The sequence below is a fragment of the Gemmatimonadaceae bacterium genome, assembly GCA_019637355.1.
Taxonomy (GTDB): Bacteria; Gemmatimonadota; Gemmatimonadetes; order Gemmatimonadales; family Gemmatimonadaceae; genus Pseudogemmatithrix.
In genome coordinates this window covers 78,874-94,655 of the sequence record JAHBVT010000001.1, presented here as the reverse complement: position 1 = coordinate 94,655, position 15,782 = coordinate 78,874, and the positions used below count along the sequence as shown (strand labels likewise).

The 15,782-nt window shown below is 67.3% G+C and carries 13 protein-coding genes; 4 read left to right on the top strand and 9 right to left on the bottom strand.

Translation table 11 applies throughout. The annotated features are described in order from the left end of the window. Positions 1–100 precede the first annotated feature (100 nt). Together KF689_00390 and KF689_00385 are read left to right on the top strand one after the other, a co-directional pair. Positions 101–1,981, top strand: coding sequence for a gamma-glutamyltransferase (locus KF689_00390; protein MBX3131825.1), 1,881 nt, complete (start codon positions 101–103; stop codon positions 1,979–1,981). A gap of 19 nt (positions 1,982–2,000) precedes the next feature. Continuing rightward, entirely contained in the window at positions 2,001–2,732 is a 732-nt protein-coding gene (locus tag KF689_00385) for a methyltransferase domain-containing protein (GenBank protein MBX3131824.1), read from the top strand. Here KF689_00385 and KF689_00380 read toward each other — a convergent pair. Genes KF689_00380 through KF689_00365 form a run of 4 tightly spaced genes read right to left on the bottom strand, consistent with a single transcriptional unit; the run spans position 2,712 to position 6,929 of the window. Continuing rightward, complete coding sequence (locus KF689_00380) at positions 2,712–3,887, bottom strand: polysaccharide pyruvyl transferase family protein (protein ID MBX3131823.1); 1,176 nt, start codon at positions 3,885–3,887, stop codon at positions 2,712–2,714. The two genes, KF689_00385 and KF689_00380, sit on opposite strands and share 21 nt — an antisense overlap. Further along, a complete protein-coding gene (locus KF689_00375) occupies positions 3,884–4,939 on the bottom strand; it encodes a radical SAM protein (GenBank protein ID MBX3131822.1) in 1,056 nt (351 codons plus the stop codon). The genes KF689_00380 and KF689_00375 overlap by 4 nt, the downstream gene beginning before the upstream one ends. Next, positions 4,936–5,790, bottom strand: a complete 855-nt coding sequence (locus tag KF689_00370; protein ID MBX3131821.1) for a flippase-like domain-containing protein — start codon at positions 5,788–5,790, stop codon at positions 4,936–4,938. Before KF689_00370 ends, KF689_00375 begins: the two co-directional genes overlap by 4 nt. Then, complete coding sequence (locus KF689_00365; protein ID MBX3131820.1) at positions 5,787–6,929, bottom strand: glycosyltransferase family 4 protein; 1,143 nt, start codon at positions 6,927–6,929, stop codon at positions 5,787–5,789. The genes KF689_00370 and KF689_00365 overlap by 4 nt, the downstream gene beginning before the upstream one ends. A 28-nt stretch (positions 6,930–6,957) precedes the next feature. Here KF689_00365 and KF689_00360 point away from each other — a divergent pair, with 28 nt between their 5' ends. Beyond that, entirely contained in the window at positions 6,958–7,935 is a 978-nt protein-coding gene (locus tag KF689_00360; GenBank protein MBX3131819.1) for a glycosyltransferase family 2 protein, read from the top strand. Continuing rightward, positions 7,932–9,815 carry a hypothetical protein gene (locus tag KF689_00355; GenBank protein ID MBX3131818.1) on the top strand — a complete coding sequence of 628 codons (1,884 nt, stop codon included), beginning with the start codon at positions 7,932–7,934 and terminating at the stop codon, positions 9,813–9,815. Before KF689_00360 ends, KF689_00355 begins: the two co-directional genes overlap by 4 nt. Here the strand turns inward: KF689_00355 and KF689_00350 are convergent. From KF689_00350 to KF689_00330, 5 genes are read right to left on the bottom strand one after another with little or no spacing between them, the layout of a single operon-like run. Then, positions 9,800–10,984, bottom strand: a complete 1,185-nt coding sequence (locus KF689_00350) for a glycosyltransferase (GenBank protein ID MBX3131817.1) — start codon at positions 10,982–10,984, stop codon at positions 9,800–9,802. The genes KF689_00355 and KF689_00350 overlap by 16 nt on opposite strands. Positions 10,985–11,028: 44 nt before the next feature. After that, the gene (locus KF689_00345; GenBank protein MBX3131816.1) at positions 11,029–12,972 is read right to left on the bottom strand and encodes a hypothetical protein; all 1,944 of its coding nucleotides are present in this window, start codon (positions 12,970–12,972) and stop codon (positions 11,029–11,031) included. Continuing rightward, complete coding sequence (locus KF689_00340) at positions 12,966–14,045, bottom strand: ABC transporter ATP-binding protein (GenBank protein MBX3131815.1); 1,080 nt, start codon at positions 14,043–14,045, stop codon at positions 12,966–12,968. The genes KF689_00345 and KF689_00340 overlap by 7 nt, the downstream gene beginning before the upstream one ends. Next, positions 14,042–14,818, bottom strand: a complete 777-nt coding sequence (locus tag KF689_00335) for an ABC transporter permease (protein ID MBX3131814.1) — start codon at positions 14,816–14,818, stop codon at positions 14,042–14,044. The genes KF689_00340 and KF689_00335 overlap by 4 nt, the downstream gene beginning before the upstream one ends. Before the next feature lie 26 nt (positions 14,819–14,844). Next, positions 14,845–15,762 carry a substrate-binding domain-containing protein gene (locus KF689_00330; protein ID MBX3131813.1) on the bottom strand — a complete coding sequence of 306 codons (918 nt, stop codon included), beginning with the start codon at positions 15,760–15,762 and terminating at the stop codon, positions 14,845–14,847. Between the last annotated feature and the right edge of the window lie 20 nt (positions 15,763–15,782).

Genomic DNA, 15,782 nt, shown 5'->3' with positions numbered 1-15,782 from the left:
TACCTATATATAGACGAAGTCCTATCGTCGACGGGGACCGCCGTAGGCCCTGCATACGATGCCCGTTAGTCTTGGGCAGCGACTCCTTCAAACCTCTCCAATGCGCATCCAGCTCTCCGCCCTCTGCAGCCTGGTGGCACTCTCCGCCCTCCCGGCCACCTCCGACGCCCAGCGCACCGAGCGGCCTCCGCTCCACGGCCAGCACTGGGTGGCCGTCACCGGGAAGCCGCTAGCCGCGACGGCGGGCGCGATGATCTTCCAGCAGGGCGGCAATGCCGTCGACGCCGCCGTCGCGATGCTCGCGGCCACCTGCACGATGTGGGACACGCTCGGCTGCGGCGGCGAGACCCAGGCCCTCATCTACCATCCGGGCCTCAAGAAGGTCATCGGCATCAACGGGCTCGGCGTCGCCCCCACCGGCGCGACCGCCGAGTACTTCCGCAACCGCGGGATGCAGTTCCCGCCGGAGTACGGTCCCCTGGCTGCGGTCACGCCCGGCACGCCCGGCGCGCTGATGGTGATGCTCGCCGAATACGGCACGATGTCGCTGGCCCAGGTGCTGGCGCCGGCGCTGCAGATGGCCGAGCAGGGCTACCCGATCGAAGCGCAGCTGGCGAACTCGATCAACGCGCAGGCGCGGCGCTTGCGCGAATGGAAGTACTCGCGCCCGGTGTTCCTCCCGCACACGGACCGGGAGCGCGAGGCGCCGATAGCGGGCGAGATCTTCCGGCAGGGGGACCTGGCCGCGACGTTCCGCAAGCTCATCGAGGCCGAGGCGCAGGCCCTCAGGCGCCGGCGTCCGCGCAAGGAAGCCATTATGGCCGCCTATGATCGCTTTTACCGCGGCGACATCGCCGAGGAGATCGTGCGCGCGGTGCAGGAGGAGGGCGGCCTGTTCACACGCGAGGACCTCGCCAACTGGCGCGTGAAGATCGAGGAACCGCTCTCGACGACCTACCGCGGCGTCACGGTCTACAAGCTGCAGCAGTGGCAGCAGGGCCCGGCGATGCTGCAGGCGCTGAACATCCTCGAGAACGCCGACCTCAAGGCGATGGGCTACAACTCGGCGCAGTACATTCACACCGTGTATCAGGCGATGAACCTCGCCTTCGCCGACCGCGACTTCTACTACGGCGATCCGGCGTTCCCGCCCGAAGAACCGATCCAGGGTCTGCTCAGCAAGGAGTACGCGCGGAGCCGCTGGGCGCAGATGGACCACACGCGCAACGACCCGCGGGTGAAGCCCGGCGATCCGTATCCCTTCCAGGGCGGCACCAACCCCTACACCGCTCTCCTCGAGCGCTGGAGCACCGAGGGTCCGCGGCCGATGCCGCGCCCGAACGCGGCGGGCGGCGAGGCCAATCGGAGCAGCGACGAGGAGTTTGACGAAGCCTTCACGCGCGGCACGACCAGCATCCAGGCCGCCGACAAGAACGGCTGGATGGTGAGCATCACGCCGTCAGGCGGGTGGGTGCCGGCGTACATCGCCGGCCGCACGGGCATCGGCCTTTCGCAGCGGATGCAGAGCTTCGTCACCGATCCCGAGGACGGACCGTTCAACGTCGTCGAGCCGGGCAAGCAGCCGCGCGTGACGCTGACGCCCACGCTGGCCTTCCGCGACGGCGAGCCCTGGATGGCGTTCTCGGTGCAGGGCGGCGACACGCAGGACCAGGACCTCTTGCAGTTCTTCCTCGCGATGGTGGAGTTCGGGCAGACGCCGCAGCAGGCGGCGGAGCATCCCGGTTTCCACTCCTACCAGATGCGCACGAGCTTCGGCCAGCACGAGGCGCGGCCGGGGCGGATGCAGTTGAACGAGCGCGTGCCAGGCTGGGTGCGCGACGAGCTGCGCGCGAAGGGGTACTCGCTGGAGTTCGCCAGCCACACCTCGGGGCCGATCACGGCGATTATGCGGGACCGGCGGACGGGGACGCTCTGGGGTGCGGCGAGCAACTTCGGTGAGGACTACGGGATCGCGTGGTAAGAACGACCCGGAACTGATCGTGGGATTCCTCGACTTCCTCCGCCGTAATCGCGCCGAGCTCTCGGATGCGATCGGCGAGGGCCGCTACGCGAACTTCTCCGCACTCAATGCGGGGCGATTTGCGGCCACTCGCGCGGCGATCACAGAGTACGCCACGGGTCGCGTGCTGGACGTCGGCTGCGGGCATATGCCGTTTCGTCACTTCGCGCTGCGCCACGTCACGGCATACGAAGGCTTCGACGTTGAGCGCCGCACTGACGGGGTCACGCACATCGGTGACGCGGAGGCGATGACGGGTCTCGCGTCCGATACATACGACTCTGTGTTCTCGTTCGAGGTGCTCGAACACCTGCCGCACCCGCAGCGCGCCGTGGGCGAGATGGCCCGCGTGCTGAAGCCCGGTGGCGTACTCTTGCTCACCGTGCCGCATCTGTCCCGGTTGCACGAGGAGCCGCACGACTACTTCCGGTACACGGTTCACGGATTGCGCACGATGCTGCACGACGCAGGGCTGACGGCAGTGCGTGTTGAACCGATCGCAGGCGTGTTGAGTTTTCTCGGTCACCAACTGTCCACGGTCCTGCTCGGCCTTGCGTGGCCGGTGCCCCTGTTGCGGCAGCTCGTGTACGGAGTCAACCAAGCTTTGCTGGTTTGGCCGGCCCTGTGGCTGGATCGACTGCTGGATCGCCGCGGCCTGTTTGCAGCCGGCTATGTCGCGGTGGCACGGAAGTCAGGCGAGCGCGGCACCTAGGACGGCACGTCGCGCGGACGATGCCGCGCTCACGTCTCGGGAGGAGGCACCTCCCGCATCAAGCGCCCGCTGCAAGCCCATACGGAGCGCAGATTCCGTCACAGTGTCCCAGGCGAGTACGGCATCCCCACACCGAACGTCTATCGCTGCGGCGGTGACCTTGCCCTGCGGGCGGGCGTAGTCGATGGCGACGAAGGGTGTGTCCGTGGCTAGCGCGAAGATCATGGCGTGGAATCGCACCGTGAGCGCGGCCTGCGACGACTCGAGCAAGCGAACGATGGCCGTCACATCTTGGTTTTCCGGGACGTGCAGGCGCGCGGGATCGCTGAGCTTCCGGCGCAAACGCGCATACATCGCCGCGTCATCACTGCCGTCGTGCATCACGAGACCGACGAACCGCAGGTCCGTCGTTGCGCTGATGTGGTTGAGCGCTGCGGCAAGCACCTCAAGGAACTGCTCGGTCGCCAGCCCCTCCTCGACTCCATCGAGGTACGGGACCGACGGGCTTCGCAAGGCGAGCGCTAGCTGCCGGCGGCGCGTGAGGCCCGGCGTGTGCAGGGTACGCACGAAATCGAATGCCGGATCGAAACTCAGCACCGCGTCGGTACGCTTGGCGTGCACGGCGCTCCAAGCGACAGAGGTACTATCGCGGAGCACCACGTGGCTCGCGTTGTGCAGGATCGAGACAATTGTCTCCGCGCCGCCCGCACTCCGTACCGGGCCGATGCCGTTAGCATATAGGAGCACGCGACCACCAGCCGCGCGCACGAGGCGATGCCGCCAAGCCCAGAATCTCATACTCGGACTCTCCATCAACGGGCCACCGCCGACAATGATGCAGCGAGACGCGACGAGAGCCCAGGCAGACAGGACGCCGAGCGGAAGGCAGCGGACGTCGCGGTAGCCGAGCATTCGCAGCGTCGCTCGGGTGACGCGCGCATCGAAGCTAACGACGTCCAACGGAGCTGTCGCGGCGATTGCACGACACTCGGTGAGCAGCTGACCAAGGATGGCGATGTCACCGATGGTCTCCGATCCCCACCAGCCCACGATGCTCGCTCGTGCCGGTCGCCAGCCGAGCAGGCGCAATGCGCGGACGGCCGGCAGGAACAGGAGCGCGAGTGCAAGCTCGGCCAGATAGGCGAACGCCTTCACCGCTTCACCTTCGTAACGGCCGCGCGCAGGCGATCCGCCACCTGATCCAGCAGCGGCGTGTAGAGCGTCACGTCGTGCGAGCAACCGCGACAGGGCCCACAGGCCATCTCGTCGCGGTAGGCTAGCGATCCGAAGTAGAGTTCCTCGGCATCACGCTCAAGCGCCGAACCGAGGTTCTTGCTGGCGACCGTGCAGACGTAGAGATCCCCGTGATGATCGACAAAGAGCCCCGCTTTCCGATAGAGACAAGGCACCGACCGCTCTGCACCATTCAGCATCTCCAGCAACATTCCATAGTAGATCCTGCGCGCGTGCGAACGATCGTAGTTCGTCCGCACGTGCTCGAAGAATGCCTTGAGCGCGGTGTCCTGCGCCGCCGTGGGCTGCACCTCGGCGTACAGGTCCTGGTTCTCGATGCGGTTGATTTGCGCGGCGCGTCGAAACACCACATAGACATCGTGTGCCTTGGCATACTCGAGCACTGCTTCGGCGTCATCCACATTGCTGTGCGTAAACGTGCAGGCCAAGACGAGGTTGAACGGGATGCGGCGGCGCAGCGCGACGAGCGCCTGCACGCTGGCGTCAAGGTTCGCCCAGGCCTTGGGGTTGTTGCGCACCTTGTCGTGCGTCTTCCCGATGCCATCAATCGAGAGGTTTACACCGAACGCGATGCCCCGTGCGCGGAGCCGCGGCACGAAGTGCTCGACGCCATCCACGATTGCCTCGGTCGCAAACCCGTTCGAGGTCAGATTCACCTGGCGGAGCGCCGGCATTACGTCGGCAAACAGTTCCGGCAATTCCCGGAAGTCTCGGCGCATGCTCGGCTCGCCACCTGTCATACTGATGGTGGCGCAGTGCTTGAAGAGTCCGGAAGAGAAGATGCGACGAATCTCCTCGAGTCCGAGCTGCGACTTCGGCTTCATCTGCCAGACATTGCACATCTCGCAGAACGTGTTGCAGGTGTTGTTCACGGCGAAGCCGACCTGCAGCGGATGGCCGAGCCGCTGGTTCGCGCGCCAGTAGCGCCACGCCAAGACGGGGAGCGCAGTCATCGCGCCACTCCCCTAACCAGCAGCGGCACCACGGCAGCGACGGCGAAGCCACAGGCCATCCCGAGCACGGACACCGCCACCACTGCTTCGGCCGGTACGGCAGCACCCGCGTAGATGAGGATCTGTGCGGGTTCCTTGATGCCGACGCCACCGATCGACACGGGTACGGTGGCGATGAGCCGCCCCACCGCGGTCGCGGCCGTCACCGTCGCGAGTCCCGGCGAATAACCGACGGCCCGAAATATGAGCAGGTTGATGGCGCAGATGTACGCCCATCGAAGCATCGCCATCACGAGAGTCCACGGCACCACGCGTGACTTGGCAAGCAGGACGCGCAGTGGCTCGAGTCGCGGTATCCGCGTGAGCAGCAGGACGCCAAGGACGCCGCCGGAGGCCAGCGACGCAGCCATAATCAGTGCTTCGCGATAGGGTACCTCGACCACAAATGCCGAGCCGATGGCGAGCAGGACAAGCACCAGCAGGCTCAACAACTTATCGGCAAACACGACGGCCAGTGCATCGCGTTCAGGCACCGCACCGCGGAGAAAGTAAGCGAAGCTCAGGTCGCCAGCCCGCGCCGGCGTCAGCGAACCTACGCTCCACGACTGCGCGGCCGCGCGAACGGTGTCCTGAACGGGGATTCCGTGCCCTGCCAGGCGCAGCGCACCGTGCAACTGCATTCCGTAAATGTAGGGTACGGCCAGAAATGCCGCGAAGTATCCGATCACGTATCCTGCGTGCGTGCGCGCGAGCGTCTGCAGTAGTGCCGCCGGCCCGACATACCAGACGAGCATCGCCATCGCGACCACTGCGATGCTCCCGCGCAGAATGCGTGCGGTGCGTACGTTCACGTGACGTTCCAGAGCGTGGCGTAGAGCGCGAGGTATTCCTCGACTTGACGCGCCACGCTGAAGCGCGATGCAATCTCACGCTGGCCGTTGATTGCCATTCGTGCGCGAATCTCCGGGTTTTCGAGAACGCGAAGGGCGGCAGCGGCCATTTGCTCGGGGTCGTCGAGCGGCACGAGGTATCCGTTCACGCCATCGGTAATGACTTCGGGGTGTCCGCTTACTCGAGTTGCCACGCAGGGCAGGCCCTGCTGCTGTGCTTCGAGGATGACCATCGGCAGTCCCTCGTAGGCAGACGGGACGAGCAGCACCTGAGACGCTCGATAGTACGCGGGAAGTTCTTCTGAGCGTCTCCTCCCTTCGAAGATCAGGGCATCACGAACACCAAGCGCGTCGGCAACAGTGAGCAGTTCTTGGTTGTCGCCGGCGGCCAACCCAATGATGCGCAGCGTTGCGGACGGAAGTCGGCGACGGACGGCAGCCAAGACCAAGGGCAGAGACTCTACGCGCTTGCGCACCGAGCCGCTGCCGACGAAGAGCAGCGTCGACGAATCGATTGCCTCAGCGCGTGGCGTCGCAGCAGCGGCGAGGCCGTTGTAGATGATTACGGCGCCCTCTGCGGCATCCGCACCCAGCGTATCCTGCGCCGCACTACGGGAGATGAAGCTCACGGAATCTGCCAGCGCCAGCGCGACACGGTCCATCAGTGCACGCGCTGGCATCACCACCGTCGCATAGAACCGCTCTGCCATCGTCCAGTCGCCGAACGTGCGGCCAGCGGCACGATACGGGCGCATCGACGGCATCATCGCCGCGACGTTCACGTGCAACGTCAACAACACCGGCGTCTTGATGCGAAGCAGGCGCATCGCGATAAGTAAGCCAATGCCCTCTCCGTGATGGAGGTGCACCACGTCCGCTTCGCGGGCGAGAGTCGCCAGGCGCGCAACGGCAAGAGCGAAGCGTAGCGGCGTAGCGGCCACGCGCAGGACGTTGGCATCGTCGGTGCTCGTCCCCGACGTGAGCACGCACGAGCGATGACCGCGTGCCAGCAATCCGCGATGGACGTTGGCGACGACCTCCCCCACCCCGCCGATGCGATCGGGGGGATAGTACGACACAACGTGCAGGACGATAGCCATAACCGGAGTGGAATGTACATTTCCGGTCATGGCCACGCTCGTCATCCAGATTCCTTGCCACAATGAAGAACAGACACTCCCCCGGGTCTTGGCGGACCTCCCACGGACGTTGCCGGGGATTTCGCGCATCATCCCACTGGTGGTGGATGACGGGAGCACTGACGGCACCGCTGCCGTAGCGGAACGACTGGGCGCCACGGTGCTGCGGCGTCCGGTGAAGGGCGGACTGGCGCGCGCCTTCCTCGCCGGACTCGACCGCGCCGTGGCGCTCGGCGCCGACATCATTGTCAACACCGACGGCGACGGGCAGTATCGCGGTGCGGACATCGAGCGACTCGTCGCCCCGGTCGTTGCCGGACGCGCGGAACTGGTGGTCGGAGTCCGACCGATCAGCGAGGTACGCGAGTTCTCCCCGCTCAAGAAGCTGTTGCAGCGCCTCGGGAGCTGGGTCACGCGCCTCGCGAGCGGAACGCAGGTGGAGGATGCGCCGTCGGGATTTCGGGCAATGTCCCGTACGGCCGCGATGCGGCTGCACGTCTTCAACCGCTACACGTACACCGTCGAGACGATCATCCAGGCTGGACAGAAGGGCTTGGCCATCGAGACCATACCAATCGAGGTCAACCCCGCAGCGCGTCCGTCGCGCTTGGCCTCCAGTGTAGCCCAGTACGTGGGGCGCCAGACGCTGACAATCATCCGGATCTTTATGACGTACCGCCCCTTTGCCTTCTTCGCGGTGCCGGGCGCAGCCATCTTCGGAGTCGGCTTCGCGATCGGGGTGCGTTTCCTACTGTACTACTTCGCCGGGAGCGGGAGCGGCCACCTGCAATCGCTGCTCCTTGGCACGCTCTTGCTCGGCACCGGGTTCTTCCTCGTCGTCGTTGGCCTCGTAGCCGACCTCATCGCCGTGAACCGCTCGCTGCTCGAGCGCGTCGATTGGCAGCTTCGCGTACTGCAGGACCAGGTGGCACGCCAGTCAACCGCATCGCGCCACACGACCCCGTGACCGGGCCCGCGTGGGCGCTCGGACCCACCGCTGTCCTCCTCCTCGCGGCCGCCCTCGCCGGTGGCCCCGTGCTACGCAGGCTGCGCACAGCGTCGGGGCCAGGAGAATCCCTGCTCTACGCGCTCGCCATCGGCATCGGTATCCAGGCGGCGCTGCTGCTCGCGTGCGCGGCGCTGGGATGGATGCATCCGGCGGTGCTCTGGGTGGCGGTGATCGCGCCCGCCCTGCCCGGCCTGCGAGACTGGCGACAGGTTCTCGCCGCGGTGCGGAGCCTAGAGTCACTTTTGCGCGCGCTCGGACCACTTGAGCGGACGGTCACGCTAGGCGTCGCCACGGCGGCACTGTTCATACTCGTCGTTGCGGCGCTGACCCCGGTCTCGGACTGGGATTCCCTGATGTACCATCTCAGGCTGCCCCGACAGTTTCTCGACGCCGGGCGCCTGTACCTGCCCCCGGACGGCAACCACCTGGCGTTCCTGGGCCTGTTCCAGTTCCTGTACTTGCCGTTGATGGCGATTGGTGCCGAAGCTGGCCCGGCCCTCTTGAACGCAGCGATGGCGATGGCCCTCTGGGCCGGGGTGTTCGTCGCGGGAACCCGCCTGCTGTCTCGCCGCACGGGCGTGCTCGCGGCCACGGCACTCTGGGGCAGTTCAGCGTGGCTCTTTGTCGGCGCCACGCCTCGGGTGGACGTCGCGCTGGCCTTCGTGCTCCTGATGACGCATTGCGCCGTACTGCGCACCGGTGACGAACGGAGCGCCTGGGCGATCCCGGTAGCGGGCCTCCTTGGCGGCATCGCGCTTGGGATGAAGTATCACGCCTTGCCCTACCTGGCGGCGCTCGTGCCGCTCGCGCTGTGGGGACTCAGGGGGCGCCCAGGGGGCAATCTCGGCCACCACGCGCGTGCCGTCGGCCTGGCGATGGCGTTGGGCGTGTTGGCTTCGGCACCCTGGTTGCTGAAGAACGTCGCGTATTTCGACGCGCCGTTCTATCCGTTTTTCAGCGCGCCGCGCGTGCAGCCCTTCGTGGCCGAGTTGACGGGAAGCTATAGCGTACCGACTACCATCGATCCTGAGTCACTACGCGGCGTGGGACGATCGCGGGAGCGCGTCTCCCTCGCGGCGCTCGTGCTGCGGCCAGAGCGCCTGACCGTCGAAGTCGAGGGCGCCTCCTACTCGAGGAATCCGCTCTACGCTGCACTGTTGCTCCTCCCGTTCTTCCTGCGTGACCGACGGTTGCTCGGCATCGCCGTTCCAGGACTCGCCTATCTCACATTCACGCTCGGGTACTTCAGCGTGACGAACCTTCGGTACCTGCTGCCGGCGCTCCCGATGCTGGCGATCGCATCGGCGGAACTCTGGCGGCGGGCCGGCGAGACGCTGTCGCGCGTGCCGCGCATGCGGTACGTGACGACACTACTGATCGCGCTCGCGGGCGGCGCGGCGCTGTTGGGGCTCCGACGGGGAGGCGAACGCCTGCTCTCGATGGAGCGGGTGCAGATCGCCCTGGGCCTGCTGCCGGCCCAGGTCGCGCTCAACCGCGAGGTACCGTACGTCGTGGCGCGCTACTTCGACGAGCAGGTAGCGCCAGACGCGACGGTCCTGATGCTCTGGGACGCGCGCGGCTACCACTTCACGCGCAACGCCCTCCAGGACAATCTGCTGACCAACTGGCCGATGCTCGAAGGTATCGGGGCGACGGCGCGTTGTCTCGCCGGCACTGGCATCACGCACGTGTACGTCAACCTCGAGGCACCGCGGTACTACGAACGGCGCGGACTCGACCTGGCCTCGCTGGGCTGGGACCGCTTTCCCGCATTCGCCGAGCGCTGCCTCGACCCGATGGCCGTGTTGCCGGGCCTCGCAATCTATCGGGTGCGCTGAACGGCCTCGCGAAAGAATTCGAAGTAGCGTTCGGCCACACGCGGCCACGAGTGTCGCGTGGCCGAGTCGCGAGCGGCGACGCGCATCGCCTCGCGGGCCAGCGGCGGCATTGCGAGGGCGCGCCCGATGGCCTCCGCAAGCGCCTGCGGGTCGCTCGGCGGTACGCTCCACCCGTTGATGCCGTCCTGCACGACGTCGCTGATGCCGCTGCTGCGTGACGCCACGACCACGGCACCGCAGGCCATCGCCTCCTGCAGCACGACAGGCGTCCCCTCCGTTTCGCCGTGCGCATCCTGGACGGAGGGCACGCAGACGACGTCAGACTGGGCGTATTGAGTCGGCAGCTCGTGGTTGGCCACCCAGCCGCGGAAATCCACCGACGCGTCGAGGTCCAGGCGCGACACCTGGGCGCGGAGCGCGGACTCAAGCGGCCCGCCGCCGATAAGCGCAAGCTGTGCCACCACGCCCCGAGCGCGCAGCGCAGCGAAGGCGTCAATCAACACATCGATGCCCTTCTTCGGGACGAACTTCCCCACAAAGACGACGGTCCGCACGCGCCGAGCATCTTCCGCCGACGTCGGCGGCGCGAGCGGGCGAAATACGCTCGTCGTCACTCCCATCGGGATGGCTGCGTGCGGAATCGATCGTCCGGCGATGACCTCTGTGCGCGATGCCAGCTCCTGCGAATCCGCAATCAGGCCCTGCGAGCGCCCGAAGACATACCGGGCAAGCAAAGCTCCCCCGCGCGTCCGGTCGAGCCACGCGACATCGGCGCCGTGCGCCGTGACGACGACCGGGAGCCCCAGGCGTCGGCTCCACTGGGCTGCAACCAGGCCCTGCGGCACGATCCAGTGCGGATTGAGCAGCTCGATGCGCTCGTCCCGTACGAGGCGGCCCAGTTGCGCCCACTGGGAGGTGACGAAGGGCAGGGCCTGAAGGCGTGCCAGCCAGCTCGCACGCATCGTCGCCACCATTCCCTCGCCCGCAGCCAGTCGCTGCGCCCGTGCGGGAAGCCAGTAGCGGAAGCGGTGCACGACCACGTCCCCCCACTGCTCCCGCGGCGCCGTGGCGGGCCCCGCGGGAGCGAACACATAGACCTTCGCGTGAGCCGTCAGGTGCTGGGCGAGATCCAGGACGAATCGCGCACTTGTGGCGTCGTCCCTTGCCATTGGGAAGGTGGACGTCGTGATGAGGAGTCGCGAAGGCGTTCCGCTCACGGCGCCGCCGCCGCGCGGAGCGCGAAGGCGAGGTAGCCGTCACGCGCGTACACAGGATCCCCGAGGCAGCGCGCACGAAAGCGTTCAAACTCGGCGAGTCGCAGCGTCTCGTCGGAGATGCCCTTCGACTGAAAGAAGGTCAGGCTGCTCCATCCCACAACGACCCACCGGATGCCAGACCCCGTCAGGCAGTGTTCGACCGCAGCCAACTGGGCAAGCAGCGGCCAGTTGGCGTGAAACGCATCGATGATCGCAGGCTGCGGCAGCATTAGGGCTTGCGCCTCCCAGAGCAACAGCACCGTGCCGTCGGATGCCCCGGACGCAGCCAACTGGTCGCCGACGCGATCGAGGGAGCGCAATGCCGAGTTGCGGGCGAGCAACAACTCGGCGTCGACCGCGCCGACAGCGTGCCTCGCTTGCCACGCGAAGCGCGTACCGCGCGCCTGCACCATATGCAGTGCGGGAAGCAATGCCACGATGCACCCGGTCGCCACGATGGCCCGATGCAGCCTCGGGGCGAACTGCACAAGCGCGCCGATTCCCACTGCCGTGAGCGCCGCCAAGACCGGATACGCCGGCAGCAGGTAGCGCAGGTTGATGGCGGTGGCGGGTAAGACGACCAGTGCGACGAACACCAAGGGTACGGCAGCGTGCACGACGACTCGTACACGCCGTCCCGGGACCAGCAGAGCCACCGGCAGGGCGAACAGGAGCGGCGACAGGCGGTACCAGACCCCTTCGACCTCGATCGTCAGGCGCTCGGGCGCAAAGAACGCCGCGAGTAGGGCGAACGGTTCACGCGCGCGCGCCAATGACGAGAGCGCACTGCGGTCGATGGGTCCGGTGAGTTCTGCAGCGGTCGCGAGCTGCTCCAGCCACGGCTCAAGGGCGCCCCAGTACCACAGCGGGTACAGCGGCGTGCCGGCGATCATCCACGACTTTGCCATCCACGGGACGCAGGCCACGAACGCCAGCATCGCTCCGCGCGCCCGAAGCGGCCACGGTAGCGCCGCCGGCAACAGCAGCAGTGGCAGCAGCGCGACGATGTACGCAGCTCCGAGCGACTTCACGCCGAAGGCCGTTCCGATCGCCAGCGCGGCGAGGTACACTGGCCCTTCGTCTGCGCCATCGAGCGCGTACGTGAGGGCGCGATGCGCGCCGAGCGCCGCGACGGCGAGGAAGAGGTCAATTCGGGCGGTCCACGCGACCAACACGAGCGCCGGCGAGCCGATCAACACGGCCGCGACAATGTAACGTGAGGCTACCCCACCGAGGGCACGCGCGAGCGACGCAGTACCCGCGATGAGCACGGGCAGGAGCAGCACGTGCACGACGGACGGACCTTCCATCAGTCCGGCCGCGAGGAGCGGCAACGTGGCGAGGTGCGCGACGCCAATCTGCGTGGCATAGCCCCGCGAATCCGATGGCACCGCGAAGTCACCCCGCTCGAGAATGCCCAACGGGATCCGCAAATGATACGCCAGCGAATCCCACTCCGCGGGTGGCGTCAGTGCCGGGACCAGCGCCGCGACGAGTACCGCCAGGCCCGCCGCGACGCTCCAGCGCGGCGCACGCAGGAGCGCCCGCCCGATCTCCTCCGCGCTGCGCCACGCGGCACGGCGCACGACAACCAAGGCGGCGCCCGCCACGCCGAGCGCGGCGGCATTGGTGAGCAGACCGATCGCACCGACGGCGAGCAGCGCCAGTGCGAGGAGGCCTGCCCCAACCACCGCGTCAAGGATGACGGCGCCGCTCAGGTCCAGCGTCCCCTCACCGCGCGAACGCTCCAGCCGATCCCGCACGGCTCGGCCAACCGCGATCCACGTGAGGACCAGCGCAAGGGCTGCCACCGTCGTCGCAACGTGCTCCGCCACGATCGCGAGCGATCCCGTATGCCCGTCACGCCACGCGGTGAACCGCAGCCCGTCGAAGATCAGCACAGGTGCACCGCCATAGCCTTGAACGTAGCGATCACGGCGAGACCTGGCTCCAGCCGTAGTTCCAGCGCCGATCGCGTCGTCAGCGCCGCCACCAGCGGCACCCCTTGAACCTCGACAGTCACACGGGTGAGCGCCCCCAGCGTCTGCACTTCCAGCACGCGTCCGGCGAAGCGATTTCGCGCCGAGTCGAAGCTCTGGTCGCGCGAAAGCGTAATCTCCTCGGCGCGGATGACGGCGTGGCCCGCGCCCGGGGCGAAGTCCCCCACGGCGTACAAGGTCAGCCCCTCCGTCTCAAACGCGAACGCGCGATGCCCGTGGGCGTACGCACTCGGTTCGCCGTCCACCCAGTCCGGCGACAGTGCTCCCAACTCGCGGGCCGTGCCGCCGAAGACGTTCTCGGCGCCGAGAAACTCCGCCACGTACGGCGAGGCCGGCCGGCGAAACACTTCCGCCGGCGTCCCCTGCTGCAGGACCCGTCCGCCGTCGAGGAGGATCGCTCGGTCACCCAGCAGCCCCGCCTCGGCGAAGTCGTGCGTCACCTGTAGGGTCGTGAGACCCCAACGCCGGTGGAATGCACGCACCTCGCGGCGCACCAGCCCTCGGCGGCGCGGATCCAGCGCCGAGAAGGGCTCATCGAGCAGCAGCAGGCGAGGGCGACGTGCCAATGCGCGTGCCAGCGCGACCACTTGCCGTTCGCCGCCCGAGAGGGCGAGCACGTCGCGCCCGTAGAGCGACGTCACCTCGAGCCGATCTTCGACTTCCTGCAGCGTCGCCGCATCGGCCGCGCCATAGGCGACGTTCGCCTGCACGGAGAGATGCGGAAAGAGATAGGCGTGTTGGTACACGAGCGAGAGCGCACGGCGCTCCGGTGGCACACCAGCGACATCCGCGCCGTCGATATGCACCGTGCCGTGGGTCGGAGCGAGAAGCCCCGCGACGACCTCGAGCAAGGTCGTCTTCCCCGAGCCGGCCGGTCCAATCACCACCCCATACTCGCCCGTCGCGAGTGCAACGCGCACATCGGACAGGTGAAACTGCCCCTTCCGTGCGGCGATGTCCGAGAGCGCGATCATCTCTGTCCCTTTCGCCGACCGTCCTCTGCGCGGAGCGCTCGCAGCAACGTCAACGGAATGAGCGCCAGCAGCGCCAGCGCAGCCGCCACGGGCAGCGCCTCGCGGAGCCCGTAGCTCGTAAAGCGATCGTAGCTGAGCACGCTCACGACCTTCGGGTTGTAGGTCAGAATGACGATGGCACCAAACTCACTGACGGCGCGCGCCCACATCACGACAGCACTCGCCAAGAGGCCGCGCGACGCCAACGGCAAGGTCACGCGCCGAAACGCCTGCCACGGGGCATCGCCGAGCGTGCGCGCAACCCCCTCGAACCGGGCGTCGACTTTTGCGAACGCCTCGCGTGCGCCGCTGACGAAGAGCGGGGCCGACACGAACAGCATTGCGGCTACGATGCCAACCGGGGAGCCTACGATGCGCAACCCGAGGTCTAGCGCCGCCCCGCCGACGACGCTCTCGCGCCCAAGCAACAGCAGCAAGGCAATGCCGGCCACCGGATGCGGAATGACCAGCGGCAAGTCAATCAGCGCCGAGAGTGCCGCACGCCCCGGGAACTCGCGACGGGCCAGGAGCCACGCGATGGGTGTGCCTCCCAGCACGCCCAGCAATGTGGCGGCCGTCGCCGTAGCGCCCGTGAGGAGCAGCGACTGCCGGAGCTCCGCATCGCTACCAAGGCGGGAGATGCCTTCGACTCCACCCTCGGCCACTAACCGTAGGATCGGCGCGGCAAGAAACAGGAGCAGCAGCGATGCGAGCAGCGCCGCCGCGACGCTCATTACCGCGTGCGCGCCCCGGTGCCGCATCATCGGCGCGCGGCGCGCCCGGCCAGCAAGCCGGCACTCGCCGTTCCGTGTTCGACTTGCGGCATCTCAAGCACGTCGAGCCCCTCACGCCGGAGAATTGCGCGTCCCTCGGCGCCGAGCAGAAACGCCTCGAAACGTTCACCGAGGGCGCGATTGGGCGCCTCAGCAGGCACCGCCAGCGCGTAGACGATGGGTTGACCGGTGAATACGACGTGTTCGCCCTCCCGCGCCCCGCGCAGGGCCACGCGTGCTTGACCGTAGAAATCAGCCAAGGCGGGCTGAGAGAGATCCACCGAATCGCCAAGCATCACCCAACGCAGGCCGGTGGCTTTGGCCATCGATTCGTACGACCAGATGTAGTCCAGTTCGCCCGCCTGGAGCAACCCGACGAGGTCGGCCTCCTTGGCCCTGACATTGCGAGGGACCGCCTGCGCCTCGAGCCGTGCCGCCAAGGCATCATCGCCGCGCGTGCGCGCAATCAGTTGCCAGACCATCAGCGTGCGGTATCCGTTGGGATCCAGGTCGGGATCCGAACGACCGACGTCGACATCCGCGCGCGTCAGAATCTCAGGCCAGTTGGCCGTGCCGATCTCCCGGGCGTGACGCGAGCGATCAGTGAACGCGACCACCATTCGGTTGCGCGCGAAGAGCGTGTAGCTGGTCACATACCGCGGAACCAGATACTGGGGAAACACCGCCGCGTCTGCCAGCGCGATGAGGTCGGGCACCTTGCCGAGCTCGGTCAGCTTGCGTGCGCTTTCGAGCGACCCCGCACTCTCCTGATGCACTCGGACGTTCTCACGGCGCGCGAACGTGTCGAGCGCCGCTTTGAGCGGACGCGCCAGAGATCCCGCATTGAACACGGTCAGCGTCTCCTGAGCGCTATCGCCGCCTTGGCACGCGGAGATCGCGATCACGAGTGCAAGCAGGGCACGGT

Bases quoted from the DNA above. Each gene is read 5' to 3' on its own strand.
- KF689_00390 (MBX3131825.1), top strand. From the start codon at position 101: ATGCGCATCCAGCTCTCCGCCCTCTGCAGCCTGGTGGCACTCTCCGCC.
- KF689_00375 (MBX3131822.1), bottom strand. From the start codon at position 4,939: ATGACTGCGCTCCCCGTCTTGGCGTGGCGCTACTGGCGCGCGAACCAG.
- KF689_00365 (MBX3131820.1), bottom strand. From the start codon at position 6,929: ATGGCTATCGTCCTGCACGTTGTGTCGTACTATCCCCCCGATCGCATC.
- KF689_00360 (MBX3131819.1), top strand. From the start codon at position 6,958: ATGGCCACGCTCGTCATCCAGATTCCTTGCCACAATGAAGAACAGACA.
- KF689_00350 (MBX3131817.1), bottom strand. From the start codon at position 10,984: ATGGCAAGGGACGACGCCACAAGTGCGCGATTCGTCCTGGATCTCGCC.
- KF689_00340 (MBX3131815.1), bottom strand. From the start codon at position 14,045: ATGATCGCGCTCTCGGACATCGCCGCACGGAAGGGGCAGTTTCACCTG.
- KF689_00335 (MBX3131814.1), bottom strand. From the start codon at position 14,818: ATGAGCGTCGCGGCGGCGCTGCTCGCATCGCTGCTGCTCCTGTTTCTT.